The organism is Prevotella sp., from assembly GCF_051059605.1.
GTDB lineage: Bacteria > Bacteroidota > Bacteroidia > Bacteroidales > Bacteroidaceae > Prevotella.
This window is the reverse complement of record NZ_CP050883.1, coordinates 1961680-1982103: the sequence shown is the minus strand read 5'-3', so window position 1 is coordinate 1982103 and position 20424 is coordinate 1961680. Positions and strand designations below refer to the sequence as shown.

Sequence of the window (20424 nt, the reverse complement as noted above, 5' to 3'; positions counted from 1 at the left end):
CAGTATGATGAAAATTAAATATAACAGTATTGTACTACTTGGTCTTGCAGCACTCACGTTGAGTGGCTGCAAGAGCTTGTATGGAAAGTATGAACGTCCAGATATAAATACAAGCGCAATCATGCGAGATGCAGTGTCTGATAGTGATTCTCTCGCTGCTCGTGATACAACAAGTTTCGCAAATATTCCATGGCGCAGTGTGTTTACTGATACGCAACTGCAATCATTGATAGAGGTAGGTTTGGCTCACAATACCAACCTTCTTAATGCAGCTTTGAACGTTCAGATGGCAGAGGCTCAATTAAAGTCTGCAAAATTAGCATTCCTACCTTCTTTCACTTTCTCTCCACAGGGAACAATTTCTTCATGGGATGGTGGAAAGGCTACTAAAATTTACAGTTTGCCAATCAATGCAAGTTGGAGTGCTGACCTTTTTGGAAACCTATTGTCATCTAAGCGTTCTGCTCAGGTAGCTCTACTTCAGAGCAAGGATTATCAGGTGTCAGTACAGACCAATCTCATTGCCAATATAGCTAACATGTATTATTCACTTCTTATGCTTGACAAGCAACTCGAAATAGTCAACGACATGGAAGGGCTTACAAAGAATACATGGGATATAATGAAATTGCAGAAGAATTCTGTGATTGGTGTTCGTTCTACAGCAGTACAGAGGGCAGAGTCTAATTACTATTCTGTTCTTACTCAAAAAACTGATATAAAGCGACAGATTCGTGAAACTGAGAATTCTTTGTCTTTACTTTTAGGACAGCAGGTTCAGAGTATTAGCCGAGGAAAAATTGACGAACAAAGTCTTCCTGCAAACTTCTCTACAGGAATTGGTGTGCAGTTGCTCAATAACCGTGCAGATGTTCATTCAGCAGAGATGAAACTCGCTCAGTGTTTTTATAATATCGAGACAGCACGAAGCCGTTTTTATCCAGCTTTAAATATCAATGCCAGCGGAGCATTCACTAATAATAGTGGTGTGGGAATTGTAAATCCTGGTAATTTGTTGCTCACAGCTGTGGGTTCTCTTACTCAACCTATATTCCAAAATGGTAAGCTCGTTGCCGGTTTAAAGGTAGCTAAGGCTCAATATCAGCAGGCATATAATACATGGCAGAATTCTATCTTTACTGCAGGAAGTGAAGTTAGCAATGCACTCGTACTTTATAACTCTTCAGCCGAAAAATCAACAATTGAGGCTAAGCAGATTGAAGTCTTAAAACAGAATGTCGAGGATACTAAGGACCTTATGGCAAGCGCCGGAAGCACATATCTTGAAGTAATAACGGCACAGAGTAGTCTGCTCAATGTTGAATTGTCAAAGGTTGCCGATGATTTCTACAAGATGCAAGCTGTCGTGAATCTGTATTATGCTCTTGGCGGAGGCGCTAAATAGTAAAATACGGATTAGCGTTGGATAAAAGAATAATAACACAACCAGATATACCCCGTAGTAAATCTGGACATCTTCTTTCGGGAAGATTAGGGGTGGTAATATTATGAGTGAAATAAGTCCACGTGCAGAAGTATCTCCAAAAGCAAAGATTGGAGAAAACTGCAAGATATATCCATTTGCGTATATTGAGGATGACGTGGTGATAGGTGATGACTGTATTGTCTTTCCTTTCACTAGTATTCTTAACGGTACAAGAATGGGTAAGGGTAATAAAGTATTTCAAGGTGCAGTATTGGGAGCTCTCCCACAGGATTTCAATTTCCAAGGAGAGAATAGTCTGCTCATTATTGGCGATAACAATATTATACGTGAGAATGTAGTAGTAAATCGTGCTACACATGAGGGAGCAAGTACCGTTATTGGTAATAAAAACTTCCTTATGGAGGGTGCACATATTTCTCATGATACAAAGGTTGGAGACAATTGTGTTTTTGGCTATGGAACAAAGATAGCTGGTGATTGCATTATTGGAAATGGAGTAATTTTCAGTTCCAGTGTAATCGAGAATGCAAAGACACGTGTCGGTGATTACTCAATGATTCAGGCTGGTACTGCATTCTCTAAGGATGTTCCTCCTTATATCATTGTAGGCGGAAAGCCTGTGACTTATGGTGGACCAAATACCACTATGATGGGTGTGTATAATATTGATAAGAAAATACAAAAACATATTGCCAATGCCTATCGTCTTGTCTTTCATGGACAGACAAGTATCTTGGACGCTGTAATTCAGATAACCGAACAGGTTCCTGATAGTGCTGAAATACGCAACATCGTTAATTTTATAAAGGCTACAAAATTAGGAATAATAAGTAAAATGTAATTCATACCTATACATTTTTCCCTATAATTAGGTTGAAGGGTTTGCCGTGAGGCAAGCCCTTCTTTTGTGAAATAATTTCGCTTCGTATTTAGGTTTAATAACGGTGAGCTCATAGGAATTCATTCGCAATAAAAAGATAAAATTAATTATCAAGTAGTATTAAGTATATTGTTTTTTAGCACAAATATGCTTCCTGTTATATAGAATATTAGTGTTATGAGTCGTTTATGTTTCCTTCGAAAAAGTAAATGTAACAAATGAATTTTTTTAATTATCATTTTTTTTGTTACTTTGCTAATAATAATAATTAATATAAATGATTAACTTAAAATATTACAGAATGTCTATTTTTGTGTATGTTTTATTTTATTGCGTAACGATAGTTGAAATCACATGAAAGTATTGTTAATTCAAAGTAAACAGAATTAAGTCGCCAAAATAAAATTTAACCACAAAAGTCTTACTTATAATAATTACTTGGATTTTTTCACAAGATGCGAGATCTGAAACCTTGGTTGTAATATATCGAGTTGTTGATGGTCATGTATGTGTTGGTGAAATTCAAAGATGTGATAGCACAAACAGTAACTCTGAATATATACCTTTATAGTTAATAAAGTTGGAATACGAATAAAGCGTAAACAAAGAAATAATGATAATCTAATTATGAAAAAACTATTAAATATTGTGTTGCTACTTTTCCCATTTGTGGCCATGGCGCAATCAGGGAAGGTGTTTACCGTAGAAAAAGATTTATCAAACAGTAATATTAGTTTGGTATATCAAGACAAATCTGGTTTTATCTGGATTGGCACTGATGATGGTCTAAACTGTTATGATGGTGCTAAATTCCTAAATTTTAAACATGTCGCAGGTATATCAAATTCATTGGTTGATAATAGCATCTTATCTTTGTCGGAATTGTATCATGGAAAACTGGCAATAGGAACAGCGCGTGGTTTGCAAATATATGACAAGGCTACTGAAACATTTTTGCATGTGACTTTTGGATTTAAAAACGAAAAAAGCATGGGCGCTTATGTAACATCTATTTTGGTAAGAAAGAATGGTGAAATATTAATAGGAACTTCCGGACATGGAATGTATCAGCTCTTTCTTAATGGAGATACATATTGCATCCGTAGAGCAAGATACAATATAAAGGCAATCTTTATCAATAAAGTATTTGAAGATAAAAATCATGATTTATGGCTTGCTACTTCTGATAAAGGAATAATAAATATTTCGCATGGCAAAATAAATTATGAGTATCAAGTTTTAGGCTATGATAGATATATTGGTATAAGTAATATATATCAAGATTTGCATGGTAATCTTTATGTAACAAGTACAGACTTTGGTTTTGCAAAGTTAAATAAAAAGAGACGGTGTTTTGTGGTTCCTGAAAAATGGGATAATAGAATACCTGTATTTTGTTTATTGCAGGTAGACGACAGGCATCTGTATATTGGAACTATCGGGAAGGGTGTGAAGGTTTATGATATTTTTACCGGTGATGTTACTGGCAGCAAGATAAAGTTCAATACCTTTGATTTTGCTACTTCTGAGGTGCATTCTATCCTTAAGGATATTTACGGCAATTTGTGGATAGGTGCAAGTGGCACAGGGGTGGTGCTATTACCAAAGGAATATCGCCAGTTCAAATATGTTGGATCACGTTCTATAGGCAAAGATAAGATAGGCTTTAATCGTATTCTGTCAATATTTAAGGATAACACTTCAAATCTATGGTTGGGTACTGCCAATGATGGATTATATAAGGTTTCAAGCAAAGGAATTTCAACTCATTATCCAGCAGGTCATATAAGAGGCATGTTACCTGCTTTTGTCAGTGGTATATTGCAGGATTCAAATAATTCATATTGGTTGATATCGCTAGTAGACGGACTATTTCGCTTTAATCCATCATGTGGAGCATGCATTAATATGCCAATTTATTATAATAATAAGAAGATAAAAGGTGTTACTTCTATTGTTGAGGATAATAATAAAAATATCTGGATCGGCGTAATGGGGGGTGGATTGTTTCGCTGGGACATGCGTAAAAATAAATTATTTCCAATAAGAAATCTTGTTGGAAAGAAAGACACTAATGAGAAGGATAATGCGCTTCATTCTCGTTGGGTATCAACACTGAAATATTATAATGGCAAGTTATATATTGGTACGTGTGATGGACTTGGGTGTCTTGACTTGAAAACGGATAATTTTGTAAATACGTTCAAAATGAATCGTATTTTACCTGGTGTTATAATATATGTTATTCATGTAGATAAACAAGGCTGTTTATGGATAGGGACAGCAAATGGCTTAATTCGTTTTAATCCGAAAAATCGTAAATGCCAAATGTTTACAATGCGTAATGGATTGCCTAGTGATGCAATTTGTGGCATACAAAATGATCGAAGAAATGGACTTTGGATAAGTACTGATTATGGATTGTCTCATTATAATTCAGCAACAAATAAGTTTGTAAACTTCTATTCAAATGATGGTCTGCAAAGCACCGAGTTTGTTCGGAGCTCTTCGTTTGCTGATAAAAAAGGCAATGTGTTTTTTGGCGGATCTGGTGGAGTTACGTATTTTAATGTAAATACATTAAAACTGTTTACAAAGAAGCCTAAAATAAAACTAGTAGGTTTTTATATTAATGACAAACCTGTTAGCGTAGGTATGAAATCTGGAAGTTATTCTATCACCTCCAAGGCTGTATATGAGTCAAATAGATTTGATTTATCAAATAATGATAATAATATAACTTTAGAATTGTCGGCTATGGATTTCTATAACGCCGAAAGAATTTCTTTTGCCTATTCAATAAATGGTGGTCGTTGGAATATCCAGAGGGCCGGTGTAAACCGTGTCACTTTCAACAGCATGAGCCCAGGTACTTACCATTTCAGTATTAAGTCTATATATGGAGATGCTTCATCTGATATAAAGAATATCACGATAGTGGTGCATTATCCATGGTATGCGTCATGGTGGGCATTAATGATATATTTTGTAGTATTGTTCATTACTGTCAAGAAATGGCAGACTTTCAAAAAAGATAGTCAGAAGAGACAGAATGAATTGATAGAAAGGCAACAGGCAGAAAATATTAATGAAGCTAAATTGCAATTCTTTATAAATATTGCTCATGAGATTAGAACTCCAATGTCTTTGGTTATAAGTCCACTCCAACAGCTTATGTCTCAAGATAAAGATACTGATCGACAGAGAAATTATAGCATTATTAATAGAAATGCCCAGCGTATATTGCGACTGATCAATCAGTTGATGGATATTCGAAAAATTGATAAGGGACAAATGACGTTAATGTTCAGCGAGAATGATATTATAAAGGTTATAGATAATGTCTGTGGCGACTTTGAACAGCAGATGAAACTCAAGAATATATCATTAGAATTTCATCATGAAATGAAATCACTAAAGCTATGGATAGATCCTAGTAATTTTGATAAGATCATTGTAAATATTCTTTCAAATGCCTTGAAGTTCACCCCACAAAACGGTAATATCTCAATAACTGTTGAGACCAAAGATGTGGCAGCGATATCAATTTCCGACAGTGGTTCTAAAATTGACGAAAAAGAAATAGAACGAATTTTCGGACGGTTCTATCAGATACGTAAAAGTCAAGATAATTCAAATGTAGGAACTGGTATCGGGCTGCATCTTACTCGTTCTCTTGTCGAGCTACATCATGGTGATATACATGCCGAAAATAACATAAATGGTCCCGGATGTAAGTTTATCATTCATTTGCCATTAGGCCATAAGCATCTTCGTAACAATGAAATCGAAGATAATGCGATGCCACAACAAGAGAATATAGAATCTAGGGTACCTGAAGTTGTTGTTGATGATTCTAAGAGTCGGAGAAAAACTAAACATTATATTCTTGTAGTTGAAGATGAAGAAGAAATAAGAAAGTATATCTGTGATCAGTTACGATCAGAATTCAATACTAGAGAGAGTGAAGATGGTAAAGATGCTTATCAAAAAATTCTTGATAAAAAGCCTGATCTTATTATAAGTGATGTTATGATGCCTGAAATGAACGGATTTGAATTGTGCCGAAAAATTAGACAAAATCCTAATATCAACTCTGTGCCAGTTATTCTTCTTACAGCTAAGACAACAGTTGATGACAATCTTGAAGGACTTGAACTTGGTGCTGATGCTTATATCACAAAACCGTTTAATATGAACATACTAAGAAAAACGGTAGAAAACCTAGTGAATGGTAGGGAAGTTTTACGAAATGCTTATACCGGCAAACAGGAACAACTCGATAAGATAACAAAGTTGGAGGCTAAATCTCCTGATGATAAACTCATGGAGCGTATAATGAAGGTTATTGATAGCAATATAAGTAATCCTGAATTAAATGTAGAAATGATTACCCAAGAAGTTGGTATAAGCAGAGTTCACCTTTATCGCAAGATGAAAGAATTAACCAATCAGTCTATGCGTGATTTTATAAGAAATGTGAGATTGAAGCAGGCTGCAACTTTGTTAAGTGAGAAAAAGTATTCTGTATCTGAGGTTGTAGAGATGACTGGTTTTACAAGGGTTTCTAATTTTTCTACTTTATTTAAGAATATGTATGGCATGTCCCCGCTAGCATATAGAGATGCAAAACATGCGGATGATAATAAATCTAAAGAATAAAATCAGTTAAGTTATCATTGTTATTACACGAGTTGATGGAATTAGATGGCTTGGTATAAACTTTTCGATATAGAAACGGAAATTTTATATCATAGAAACGCAAAATAGGATATGATTCAGAGGCAATTTTTACTATACAAAAACATGTATTTTTCATAGAAAATTGATAATTATGAAAGAAAAGCTGATTTTGTTATTCTAAAAATTGATGGCACATAATACGACACGCCATTTCAAAAAAATCACATCCAAATTGCTAATAGTCAGTTTGTCGCCAGTTCGGCGCTAGTATTTTTAAAAATATATGCACGCGCGTATGTACGCGTACATCATATATAATGTTTTTTGCATTTCAATATTTTTTTAATATGTAACGTATTTAGAAGTCTATGTAACATTCATTCTTGTTTTACATTAATACAAATTATATATTTGCTGAGTCATTTTAATAATTTAATCTAAATAATCAGTAAAAATGAAAAATGGAAATTCTTTGATTTTATTCCTATGTCTTGTAGCGTGCTCCTGTACAGATAAGGAATTCATCGAGACAAATCCCACAGTACCGAATAAATATGATTCAGGTATGGGAATGTCTGTTGATTGTCTTAAACCAACATTTGGTATTATTGATGAATCCTTTGTGTTGGAAGGTAATTTTAAAGGTCCTGTTGATAGTATGAAAGTTTATTTTAACTATTATATTAATAAAAGCGACCCATCAACATTAATTAGTAAAAGAGCGGTCCTTGTTGCAACGGATGGAAAAACCATACTAGGTGTAATTCCAAAGCAAATGGCTGGTAGAAATCAAGTATCAGTAGTTGTTGGACAAGATAGTATTGCCCCAAATGGAATGTTATTTAAGTACAATCAAAGAAAGTCTGTAAAGACACTTTGTGGTAATTTTGGAAGTTCATCTTATGCCGATGGTGATTTTACAGCAGCGAGATTTAAAGAAGTATCAAACATCGCATGTGTCAAAGGTACTAAGGGGGATAATATTATTGCAGTTGAGTCTTGGTGGAATAATCGCGTAAGTCTTATTTCAAATGATGATAATAAAGTTATCACATTGGGACAGACTGGTAGTTACGGAACTCCAATTGTAGATAACACTCGTGAGAAATTCTATCTCTTATCGCATTGGTCAGAAGACCGTACAATAAAGTCATATTCGCGTTCAGACAGTTGGGCTGAAAAATCAACAGGAATTGTAATTCAGAAAAGTGATATGTCAGGACAGATATGGTCTGGAGCTTTTACGGAGAAGGACAATAGATATCTATATCTTATGGATACACAAGCTCACTTCTGTCAGGTAGATTTGGAAAATATGACTTACAAGATGATAAAATTGACAGGTGATCTTCCAAATCAGGATGAGGACAGAAGTCAAATGATTTATAGCAAATATCATAAATGCTTCTTTGCATCTTTTTATAAGATGAGTGGTATATATAAAGTATATCAGGCTTCTGATGGTAGTTGGCGTATGGAGAAATATGCAGGCTTCAATGGAAGTGGTTCTGCAACAGGACATCGTTTGCAAGATGCACAGTTTATCGAGCCTTATGGAATGGCTTGTACATCTGATGGTGAGTTATATGTTATTAATCGTGGAGGTAGCTTTATCAATAAGGTTGTTGGCGACCAAGTAGAAATCGTTGCTGGTAAACCAGGTAATGGCGGCCAGGTAAATTCTGATACAGAACCTACTGATGCACGTTTCGATTCTCCTCAGGATATCACTGTTGACAGTGATGATAATTTCTATATTGCTGGTGGATGGGATCGTACAGTAAGAAAGATGTCTATTGAGTGAAAATATAATATCATCTAAAACATATTAAATATAAAGTCTATGAAAAAACTATTGTTTATAATAGTGTTGTTATTGTCGTGTGTCTGTACAATGTCTGCACAATCTGTTGTAGCTCTGGCAGGACAGGTGATGACAAAGGATGGAGAACCCGTAATTGGTGCCACCGTTCAAGTGAAGGGGCAGCCTGGTACAGGAGTCATTAGTGATGCCGACGGACATTTTAGATTGAATAATTTGAAGACAGGTGAAACTGTTATTTTTTCATATATAGGTTATGCCACAATGAATATAACCGTAAAGAAAAATGATGAAAGAATGCGCGTGGTGTTAAGTGAAGATGTGAAAAGTACAGATGAGGTTGTTGTTGTCGGTCAGGGAACACAGCGAAAGATATCTGTCGTAGGAGCTATAACTACCGTATCGACAAAAGATCTTAATACCCCAGCCACTTCTGTTGCTAATATGCTTGGTGGACGTGTCCCTGGTATTATCTCTGTCTTGAGAACCGGTGAGCCGGGAAATGATTTTTCGCAATTCTGGATCAGAGGTATCAGTACATTTGGTGCTAATGCGAGTGCTTTGGTACTAATAGATGGTGTAGAAGGAAATATCAATGATTTAGATCCTGAAGATATTGAGAGCTTCTCTGTGTTGAAGGATGCTTCAGCCACAGCTGTTTATGGTACACGTGGTGCAAATGGTGTAATTATTGTTACGACCAAGAAAGGTTCTGCTGGAAAATTAAATATAAATGCGAAGGCAAATGTTGGCTATTCTTATTCCCCAAGAATGCCGGAATATCTAAGAGCTTATGATTATGCAAGACTAGCAAACGAGGCTGCTGCGTCAAGAGATATGGACCCTATATTTAATAGTGTGGATTTAGCTTTGTTCAAGAATGGACTTGATCCAGACTTGCATCCCGATGTAGATTGGCACGATACAATTTTGAGAGACCACTCTTGGAATCAGCAGGCCCATTTAAGTGCTTCTGGTGGTGGACAAGTAGCTCGTTATTATATGAGTTTAGGCTTTATCAACAAGGAAGCCTTGATGAAACAAGCCAAAGGTGTTAATCCATATAATACAAACGTGAATTATCGTCAATATAATTTTAGAGCTAATGTAGATGTAAACATGACTAAGTCTACCATCCTTAATCTTGGATTGGAGACAACAATTGTGACACAGAACTACCCTGGATATGGAAATAGTACAGATGCTTTGTGGCAGGCTGCTTCAAATCTTACTCCAATAACAGTTCCTTTGCGTTATTCTTCTGGTGAATATCCTGCTTATGGTTCAGATAATAATCAGATCAGTCCTTATGTGCTTCTTAATCTGACAGGTTATCGTAATACTTACAGAAACAATACAAAGATAAGGGTCTCTATAGATCAGGACTTGAGCAAGATAACAAAAGGTTTGAAGGCTTCAGTGTTGTTTAACTTCGACGCAAATTCTTATATCAACGAGAGCAGAACAAAATGGCCAACTTTGTATTATGCTTCTCAGCGTAAACGTGATGGAACTCTTGACTTAATTAAGAAGAGAGATTATCAATCACAGGCATATGGTAATAGTGTTGGTGCCGATAAAAAATATTATTTCGAGGCACATCTTAATTATGACCGTGTATTTGGTCAAGACCATCGTACTTCAGGATTGATTCACTTCTATTGTGAAGATTATACTAATTCTGCAAACACGACTCTTCTCACTGCTATTCCTAAAAGATATGTAGCTTTGTCATCACGTCTCACATATTCATATAAGGATACCTATTTTTCTGAGTTTAACTTAGGATATACTGGTTCAGAAGCTTTTGAGAAAGGACATCGTTTTGGTTTGTTCCCTGCTATATCTGGTGGTTGGATTCCTACTCAGTATGAATTCGTAAAGAAGGCTTTGCCATTTTTAAGTTATTTGAAATTTAGAGGTTCTTATGGTATTGTTGGTAACGATCGTGTAAGTGGTAGCACCCGTTTCCCATATCTTTATTTAATGGGTACTGGAGGCTCTGGTCCTTGGAATTCAGGAACAGGTTTGACAGAAACACAGATAGGCTCGAACAATTTGAGATGGGAGAAAGCTACAAAAGTGAATCTTGGTGTAGACTTGAAGATGTTTAATGAGAAGTTTGATATGACAGTAGACTTCTTCCGTGATGTTCGCTCAGGAATTTATCAGCAGCGTGCAAGTACTCCTGCCGAAATGGGTTTGCCTTCTCTTCCTTGGGCTAATGTAGGTGAGATGAAGAGCTGGGGTATAGATGGTCACGTGTCGTATAAGCAAGATTTTGGACGTGACACATATCTTGTATTGCGTGCAAACTTTACACAGTCTAAAAATAAGGTTACTAACTGGGAAGAAACAATAAAGAAGTATCCTTATCAGAGATGGACAGGAGTCCCTTATGGTATTCCCCGTGGACTTATTGCATTGGGCTTATTCAAGGATGACCAAGAAATCAGTGAAAGTCCAAGACAACAATTTGAAAGTGTTGTTCGTCCAGGTGATATAAAGTATAAAGATGTCAATGGTGACGGTGTTATTAACAGTGATGATATTGTTCCTCTTAAATATAGTTCTGTACCTCAGATACAATATGGTTTTGCACAGGAATTCAATTATAAGCATTGGAATGTGAGTGTTTTGTTTGAAGGTGTTGCAAGAGTGAATTATATGGTTGGTGGTACTGGTTACATTCCTTTCATAAATAAAGAGACTGGTAATATACTTACAATTGTTGGCGACCAGAGAAACAGATGGACATCACGTGATATATCAGGTGACCCTTCTACAGAGAATCCAAATGCCAAATTTCCTAGACTCTCTTATGGTGCAAACAATAACAATGACCAATCTTCAACATTCTGGCTTAGAGACGGTAGTTATCTGAGACTTAAATATATTCAGATTTCATATTTGCTTAAGAAACCTTGGATGCAGGCAATTGGTATGAACAGTGCTACAATAAGTTTGATCGGTGATAATCTTTGGATTTGGGATAAAGGTGATAAGATCTTCGACCCTGCACAAGCTAGTGGAAATGGTGCAACTTATCCACTTCAAAGAGTATTTTCATTGCAAGTAAATGTTTCATTCTAAAAATAATCAAAAGCTATGAAATTTAAAAATAAAGTAATAAAGATATCTTGTGGTTTTATGGCTATCACCGGCATAGCTATAAACAGCTCTTGTGAGTCTTTTCTGGATATTGATAAATATATATATGACCAAGTTACTATCGATTCAGTTTTCATTTCAAAGGACAGACTCACGCAGTATATTAATGGTTCTTCTTCTTTCTTGCCTGATGAATCAATAATTTGGTCTACCGATGCTTATTCGCCAAGTGGACTAGCCGCAGATGAAGCTATTGTACCTTGGGCTGACGGCAATCACAGAGGTGAGTATCTACTTATTGATGAGGTGACACCACGCGATACAAAGTTTAATCCATGGGAAAATTACTATAAAGGTATCAGAAAAGCCAATATTCTTTTAAAGAGAATAAACGAATGTAAAGAACTTACTGATTATGAGTTGCGTGATTACATGGGACGTGCATATTTCTTAAGGGCTTATTTCTATTATCAGTTAATGAGACTTTACGGTCCTGTTCCTATTGAACCTGATGAGGCTTATGATTCCGACACACCAGCTAATGAAGCTTCTGTAGAGCGCTCTTCTTATGACGATTGTGTAAGATACGTAGTTGGTAACTTCACAAAGGCAGCCGACAATCTACCTTTGGAGCGCGAGGTGGCTTTTCAGTATTTGCCAACACGTGGTGCTGCGCTTGCATTGAAAGCTCGTGTGTTGCTAACTTGGGCAAGCCCTTTGTTTAATGGAAATACCTATTATGCTGATTGGAAGCGCACTGATGGGACTCCCTTTATCTCTCAACAGGATGATAATACAAGATGGGGACTGGCAGCAGCAGTATATAAGCAGGTTATTGATCTGAATAAATACGCACTTAACACAGTGGAACGTACAGATGGTAACGCTCACACTTCGGGAACTCTTGAATTACCTTCAACGGTGTCACATTCTGATTTCCCTAATGGAGCGGGCAACATTGATCCATATAAGAGTTATAAATCACTGTTTGATGGAACAGTCCAACCTGAGCATAACAAGGAGCTGATATATTTCTACACTCGTAATAATGGTAATGACGATTGGATCGTTTATCCTAATACACTCGGTGGAATTAATGGATATAGTGTTACTCAGGATATGATAAACTCTTATAGGATGGCTGATGGCAGACAGTTCAGCGAAGCTACTGATGATGAAAAGTCTTGGGAGGCTGTCGGTCAGGGCAAATCTTTCTCTGGAGAATATGTTTTGGCACCAGAAAGAGCTCATTGTGATGATAATCGTGAACCTCGTTTTTATGCGTCAATTGGTTTTAACTATTGTGTATGGCCTTGTTCTTCGTATAGAGGAACAGAAAACTTTAAGAATTTTGTTTGTACATATTATAAAGACGGTAATGCACAACCTACAGGTACTGTAAAGGTTGACTATAATCGTACTGGTTATACATCTCGTAAATGGGTAAATCAAGAGGATATTCGTAGCTGGCAGGGCGATGTGAAGACTAAAACATACCCAATAGTACGCTATGCTGAAGTCTTATTGGGATATGTTGAGGCTATGAATGAATTGAAGTCTCCATATAAGGATCCTGACACAGGAAATACAATCTCTAGAGATGTATCTCAAATGGTGTCTTATTTCAATCAGGTAAGATATCGTGCTGGCCTACCAGGAATTACCGATACTCAGGCAGCTGATTATGAAACAATGAAGGCTTTACTGAAACAGGAATACAGAGTGGAATTTGCTTTTGAAGATCATCGTTATTATGATTTGCGCAGATGGAAAGATGCTTATACTGAGTATAATAAACCTGTTACCGGTTTTGATGTCTCTGCTAAAATGGCAGAACGCAGACAATTCTATACTGTAAAAGTTTGGAATACAGAGAAAACGATGAAACGAATTTTCAAGAACAAGATGAATTTCTATCCAATAGACCAAGGTATATTGGAGCGTAACAAGAGATTAGTTCAGAATCCTGGATGGGAATAAATTGTGCACATTTTAATTTAGACATAACAATGAAAAAAATATTATTCGTATTATTTATGGCTGTAGTGACATTATCAAGTTGTGATTACGATTGGCCATTGGACAACGATCAATATCCACAAAAAGTATATATTGTGGGTGCTCACGAGAAGATATTGTATAAGTCTCTAGATCTTTCCTATGATAAAGATACCGTTAGCATGTCTTTAGGCGTAAGCGGTTCGCTTTCATTATCTAAGGATGTGATGGCTACTATAGGTCAGGACTCTGCTGCGGTAATGAAGTATAACGATAGGGAGTTGTCAGCTGAAGGTAGACATTTTAATTTCCTTTCTAATGATATCTATTCTATACCTAACAAGAATATTACTGTAAAGGCAGGGAATGCTACAGGTAGATTTGATATCTATGTAAATCCCAAGAGCCTTGAATGTGATTCTATGTATATGATGGGACTTCGTGTTAAATCTACTTCAGCCTATGATATTGCTGAAGGTGATACTACTGTTTTGGTTAGATTTAGTTTGGCAAATAACTATTCGGGACAGTATTATATGGATGGCATGATTAAGAATTTGAGTAATTCAAATGACTCTTTGAATTATGTGATGCCTCGTTACCTTTCTGCTATCGACGATGGAAAGACTATAAGAATGTTCCATTATCGTAATGAATGGAATGATGGAACGCCAAAGAATCAGGATTATCGTTCTTCTTATACCTTTAAAATAAAGGTTAACGATGATAATACTTTGTCTTTTTCTACATTTGATAAGTTTAATATCATAGCTGGTGGCGGCGTTTATCATCCTGATATGAAGATATATGAATTGTGGTATGAATATGTAGATCCTTCTACGGGAGACCATTGGAAGACTGTAGGATACTTATATAAGGAACGCAAGACTTCTGATGAATTACGAATCGTAAAAGATTGGATCGAAGAACAGAGAAGTAAATGAGAATCAGTAGATTATTTTTAATAAAATCTATATGAGCAAAAAGTTTATCTTTGTAATTATAGCTTGGGTTGTTTCGCATCTCTCCATAGGCGCTATGCCTATGGAGAGAAATGCTTTTGTACGATTGTTTGATAATGCACGCCTTTATTCAGAAACATGTCCCGGTGAAAAAGTATTTCTGCATTTTGATAATACTAGTTATTATCAGGGAGACTCAATATGGATAAAGGCGTATGTTGTAGATGTATCTAAGGATAGTTTGAGTAGAATAAGCAGACCTCTTTATATAGAATTGCTTGATCAGCTAGGAAATGTTGTTGATAGGCGAATCGTTAAACTGTCTAATGGAGAAGGGACTTGTTGTATACCTTTGAGTAATGCTTTCTTTACAGGCTATTTTGAAGTTAGAGCGTTCACAAAATGGATGCTTGGATTTAATAATTCTTGTTTTTCAAAAGTTATACCAGTATATAATAAAAGAAGAAACTTTCAAGAGCCAAGAACGATTGCAAGTTATGGTTTGGACAATAGTATGAATAAACGTCCCATTGTGAAAGTTCCATATTTATCAATGCGCTTTTTCCCTGAAGGAGGACAACTGGTTAAAGGTATTCCTTCAATGGTGGCTTTTGAAACAGAAAGCAAAGATAGTGGGCTTGTTGATATTAAAGGCATGTTATGCGATGAAAATGGCAAGGCTATGACCCCTATAACTTCATTACATAATGGAATGGGTAGTTTTATGTATTACCCTGGTGATAAACCATCATACGTGCAGGTTGAATACAAAGGTAAAGAATACCAGTTTTTCCAACCAATGGCTGTTGATTCAGGTTATGTTATGCATGTTGATAACCGTGATAGCGTGCTCGAATTATCCGTATGCCGTAGATCTGTTGCACAAAATGAACCTATAGCATTGTTTGTCTTTTCAAAATCTGAACCTTTAGTGTATCATGAATTGTATTTCAAGGACAACAATAGCATCAGTTTGCATATTGACACAAAGGGGCTTACTGCTGGTGTTTGCCATGTGTTATTGGTAAACTCTATTGGAAAAGTAATCTGTGACCGTCCGTGTTTCATATATTCTTCAAAAAGAATCAATAGTATGGTATCTACTGATAAATCAATATATAAACCTTATGAAAAAATAACATGTAAATTGAAATTCACGGATGAAGACAATAAACCGATTAGAAACACTCGATTGTCAATGTCTGTTAGAAATGATATTCTGTCTGATTATAAGCAATATGATAATGATGTTACAACAGAATTTGCACTTACATCTGAATTAAGAGGATATGTAGAGTCGCCACATTATTACCTGATAGACAAAAATGTAAATAGAAGAAGGCAATTAGACAATTTATTACTTGTTCGGGCTGTTGGAAAATATGATTATTCTTCAATATATAGTGGCAACAATCCACCAAAATATATGCCAGAAGATAGATTGGAACTTACAGGACAGGTAAAGTCTCTTTTCGGGAAACTACAAAAGAACCTGAATACTAGTTTTGTGTTGCGCAAAGATTCTAATTATTATGCTGGAATGATTACCACAGACTCAACTGGTAGTTTTAAAGTCCCGATTGATAATCTTGAAGGTGTGGCAGAAACATTCATACAAACGAAAAAAGATGGAAAGCAAAATAATCGTTGGGCAAATGTATTGCTATCCAGAAATTTTGCTCCAACTTTAAGGAACCTTGATTTTCAAGAGACTCATCCTGTTTGGGACAATATACTAATTAACAAAAAGAGTATTATGGCTGTTGATTCTGTATATAATAAGTCTTTGGCTGATAGTGCGATAATCCTCGATGATGTTGTTGTCTTAGGAAAGAAAAAACTAAATGTGAATAATTTTACAAAGATATTCAATCGCAATCTTATAGGTTATTATGATGTAAGACGATTCATAGATAATGAACGAGATGAAGGTCGAGAAATTATGGATGTACCTGATTTGCTTGAAAAGTTGAATGATAATATTCATGTAAACATATCGTATTATTCCGATACAGATACTAGTGCCTACAATAGCAATCACTCTGATGCTATTACTTATAAAAATATGCCTATAACTTTTTATGTAAATGGTCAAAAAGTAGGCTTCCTTTTTATAAAAAATGACGTAGATAAGATTAAGTCAATGTGTCTTTATAAGGATAATACAGGCAATAACGATGATGTTTATAATATTAGTGGTAATAATATGACGAGGAAACAGCAGACCGATTATTGGTCTGGAATAGAGTTGAATAATGAACATGACATTAACTCTATCAATGATGTTGTTATATGTTCAATAACTACAGATGAAGACTGGGATGCAGAAAAGCATAATGGCAGAACACGTGGCATCAGACATACTTTTGTGCAGGGATATAGTGCACCTGTTGAGTTTCATTCGCCGCAATATGAGCCAGAGAAGATAAATGCTTCTGATAAGCGCCGAACGTTATATTGGAATCCGAATTTATGTACAGACAATAATGGAGAAGTAACAGTTGATTTGTATAATTCATCAAATACCTCCTCTGTATTAATTGACGCAGTTCTTTATGATAAAAATGAGTTCTATAATGTTAAATATGATAGTTATTCGCAATATTTGTTTCATGAGCATAAATAAATGTAACATATAAATTTCTATTGTGGTGGCTTTTATTGTTACATTTGCAAATGCCTTATTAGGAATCGTAATAACTAAAAACAATATATTAATGACTAACTAGAAATATCTAAAAAATGTTGTTAGTAATGGCTGATATGTTGTTTATAAATGTGTCTAAGAATATTTTTTCAATGAGGCTGTAGCTTATAAAGTATATATGAAATAATATAGATTAAGATGAAATTTAAACTATTATTTTTAGTATTATTATCTGTAAGTAATGTTTCTGCGGGTAACAAGCAAAAAGTCATAATGCATAAGTCGTGGAGTGCAGACAATGGTAATGGAACATATACTAATCCTTTGTTTTATGATGAGTTTACTGATCCTGACATAATTCGTGTTGGAAAGGATTATTATCTTGCTGGCACTACTATGCATTGCGTTCCAGGAATTGTCATATTGCATTCTACAGACTTGGTTAACTGGAAGTTTGCCTCATATTGTTTTGATCGTTTCGATAGAAATATTCCTGAGTTTAATCTTGATAAAGGGAAGACTGTTTACGGACAGGGAATATGGGCACCCTGCATCCGTTATCATAATGGTAAGTTTTATGTTTTCTCTAATATAAACGGTCATGGACTTCATGTGTATATTGCTGATAACATTAATGGTCCATGGACTCATAAACGCATAGAAGGAGATATATACGACTTGTCTGTGTTGTTTGATGATGATGGTAAGATATACGCAATACATAAGTATGGCAATGTTACTTGTACTCAGTTGAAGCCAGATTTGAGCGGACCAGTAGAAGGTTCTGAAAGAATAATCATTCCAGAAGGTAATGCAATGGGAGAGGGACACCATATATATAAAATAAATGGGATGTATTATATCATCTCTGCAGACTATTCTCCAATGGGGAGAATGCAGTGTGCAAGAAGCAAGAATATATTCGGACCTTATGAGACTTGTGTAATAAGTGCCCGTGAATCGTTTGGATATTCAGCTGCTTGGACAACTGGCAACGTAAGTTTAGGAAGTCCTATACCTGAGGAAGGTTTTAAGTTTACACAAAACAAACCGAATCCGACTGTTCTATCGGCTTCGACTATTCATCAGGGTGGTATTGTACAGGCTGAAGATGGTAAATGGTGGGGTGTTTCTATGCAGGACTTCAATGCTGTGGGACGTACAACTTGTCTGTCACCAGTTACTTGGGTTGATGGATGGCCATATTTCGGTCTTGAAAAGAATTTGGGACGTAGTCCACGAACATGGTTCAAACCTAATAATTCTACTCCTTTACCAGAAGCACCTTATGATAGATGTGATGATTTTGAAGGTAAAACCTTGAAACCAATATGGCAATGGAATCATAACCCTGTTGAAAATAAGTGGTCGCTGTCAGAAAAGAAGGGCGTACTGAGATTGCATTCAATGTTTGCCAACCAACTGTTGTGGGCGAAGAATTCACTTACACAGCGTGCGATAGGACCGGTTAGTACGACATCTGTAAAGGTTGACTTATCAGGAATTAAAGATGGTGACAATTGTGGATTGGGAGTTATCAACGCTCCAAGTGCATTGTTGGGTATAGTAAAGTCAGCGGGTAAGATGTATATTCGCTGGTATGATCAGAATACGAATAAGGAAATAAAACAGCCGTTGACTAAAAAGACTGTTTGGTTAAGATTATGGGGCAATTATGATGAGAGCAAATTAAAATATTCTTATTCTCTTGACAATATAACATGGACAAATATTGGTGACACAATCATATCATCATATCAGATGCGTACATTCCAAGGAGTTCGTACAGCCCTTTATGCTTACAACACACTGGGAAATAATGGAGGATATGCTGACTTTGACGATTTCATAGTAGATGAACCTATGGCAGACCGTTCTGGTAATATTCCTTATGGTAAGACAATAAAGATATTCAATCTTGCTGATAATAGTCCTGCTTATGCCATGCCTCATGGAATGTTGCACTCTACATGGCAAGGATCAAGTGATAGCAATGGAAGTCATTCGCAGTTTGTCGTAGTTGACAAAGGCAACGGAAAGGTGAACTTGAAATGTGCAGACGGAAGATATGTGTATATTGCCGGAATCGGAATGTCGGGTGATGTAAGATTCACTACAGACAAGAATCAGGCAGAAGATTTTGTTTGGCAGGATATGCTGGGTAATCAGTTTATGCTTCTGTCTATGAAGACGCAGCACTATCTGTGTAAGCATCCAGATGACGGAAGTCCTTATTCTGCAGATTGTCAAGGAGCTGATGCTGATAGAAAGAACGGTTGCGTATTAAAATATGAAATAGTAAAATAAAAAAATATTAGTAACAAAATTTTCATCAACCGACAACTAATTCTGGAAGGTGACAACCATATTGGATTGAATGACAACAAATCAGGTAAGGTTAGACAACTTATTTAATAACAAATGTAAACCTATTCCGGCTAAAGACACTCTACCAGAAAAGTTTTTTTAATGTCACTAATGTCACTTTGTCACAAACCCTTTGTTTATCGGGGATTGACGAGTGACATTAAGTGACATTATCGGGGTAAAAGTGACATTAAAAGCCGAAACGCACCTACTTTTGGCGATTTTTTCCAAAATATGGATAGGCTTCTGCTTCATATTTGTACTCTGATTCAGAGTATAGGGTGGAAAAATTCTATGTATTTTATTTAGTGATAAGGCCCTAATCACTCTGTATTGCTTCGTAAATTGCAGAGTGATTAGGGTCTTATCACTATCTCGTATTTCGAGAAAACGAATAATGAGATCGTTATGCTTGTGTGCTTTGTTACTTTTAATAAATCGTGGATTTACGATACTATTTTTCTATTGGATTTACCGGTGTTCCATTCCTACGATATAAAGTTTCTG

General features: G+C 35.8%; 9 protein-coding genes. All 9 read left to right on the top strand.

Annotated features, from left to right (window positions below; all coding sequences use genetic code 11):
• Positions 1-4 precede the first annotated feature (4 nt).
• The 9 genes from HEQ28_RS07910 to HEQ28_RS07870 all read left to right on the top strand — a co-directional run bounded on the left by HEQ28_RS07910 (position 5) and on the right by HEQ28_RS07870 (position 19857).
• The gene (locus HEQ28_RS07910; protein ID WP_434501729.1) at positions 5-1405 is read left to right on the top strand and encodes an efflux transporter outer membrane subunit; all 1401 of its coding nucleotides are present in this window, start codon (positions 5-7) and stop codon (positions 1403-1405) included.
• Between the two features lie 100 nt (positions 1406-1505).
• Positions 1506-2288 (top strand): acyl-ACP--UDP-N-acetylglucosamine O-acyltransferase, encoded by a 783-nt coding sequence (gene lpxA, locus HEQ28_RS07905; protein ID WP_434504436.1) that lies wholly within the window; start codon positions 1506-1508, stop codon positions 2286-2288.
• A gap of 666 nt (positions 2289-2954) precedes the next feature.
• Positions 2955-6989, top strand: coding sequence for a hybrid sensor histidine kinase/response regulator transcription factor (locus tag HEQ28_RS07900; RefSeq protein WP_434501728.1), 4035 nt, complete (start codon positions 2955-2957; stop codon positions 6987-6989).
• 475 nt (positions 6990-7464) lie between these two features.
• Positions 7465-8814, top strand: a complete 1350-nt coding sequence (locus tag HEQ28_RS07895; protein WP_434501727.1) for a hypothetical protein — start codon at positions 7465-7467, stop codon at positions 8812-8814.
• Positions 8815-8853: 39 nt separating this feature from the next.
• Positions 8854-11925 carry a SusC/RagA family TonB-linked outer membrane protein gene (locus HEQ28_RS07890; RefSeq protein WP_434501726.1) on the top strand — a complete coding sequence of 1024 codons (3072 nt, stop codon included), beginning with the start codon at positions 8854-8856 and terminating at the stop codon, positions 11923-11925.
• Between the two features lie 15 nt (positions 11926-11940).
• Complete coding sequence (locus tag HEQ28_RS07885) at positions 11941-13923, top strand: RagB/SusD family nutrient uptake outer membrane protein (RefSeq protein ID WP_434501725.1); 1983 nt, start codon at positions 11941-11943, stop codon at positions 13921-13923.
• Between the two features lie 29 nt (positions 13924-13952).
• Entirely contained in the window at positions 13953-14885 is a 933-nt protein-coding gene (locus HEQ28_RS07880) for a BT_3044 domain-containing protein (protein ID WP_434501724.1), read from the top strand.
• Between the two features lie 31 nt (positions 14886-14916).
• The gene (locus HEQ28_RS07875; RefSeq protein ID WP_434501723.1) at positions 14917-17529 is read left to right on the top strand and encodes a hypothetical protein; all 2613 of its coding nucleotides are present in this window, start codon (positions 14917-14919) and stop codon (positions 17527-17529) included.
• A 219-nt stretch (positions 17530-17748) separates the two neighbouring features.
• Positions 17749-19857 (top strand): family 43 glycosylhydrolase, encoded by a 2109-nt coding sequence (locus HEQ28_RS07870; RefSeq protein WP_434501722.1) that lies wholly within the window; start codon positions 17749-17751, stop codon positions 19855-19857.
• Positions 19858-20424 lie beyond the last annotated feature (567 nt).

Excerpts from the sequence above, each read along its gene's own strand:
- HEQ28_RS07910 (WP_434501729.1), top strand. The coding sequence starts at position 5 with ATGATGAAAATTAAATATAACAGTATTGTACTACTTGGTCTTGCAGCA.
- HEQ28_RS07900 (WP_434501728.1), top strand. The coding sequence starts at position 2,955 with ATGAAAAAACTATTAAATATTGTGTTGCTACTTTTCCCATTTGTGGCC.
- HEQ28_RS07895 (WP_434501727.1), top strand. The coding sequence starts at position 7,465 with ATGAAAAATGGAAATTCTTTGATTTTATTCCTATGTCTTGTAGCGTGC.
- HEQ28_RS07890 (WP_434501726.1), top strand. The coding sequence starts at position 8,854 with ATGAAAAAACTATTGTTTATAATAGTGTTGTTATTGTCGTGTGTCTGT.
- HEQ28_RS07885 (WP_434501725.1), top strand. The coding sequence starts at position 11,941 with ATGAAATTTAAAAATAAAGTAATAAAGATATCTTGTGGTTTTATGGCT.
- HEQ28_RS07880 (WP_434501724.1), top strand. The coding sequence starts at position 13,953 with ATGAAAAAAATATTATTCGTATTATTTATGGCTGTAGTGACATTATCA.
- HEQ28_RS07875 (WP_434501723.1), top strand. The coding sequence starts at position 14,917 with ATGAGCAAAAAGTTTATCTTTGTAATTATAGCTTGGGTTGTTTCGCAT.
- HEQ28_RS07870 (WP_434501722.1), top strand. The coding sequence starts at position 17,749 with ATGAAATTTAAACTATTATTTTTAGTATTATTATCTGTAAGTAATGTT.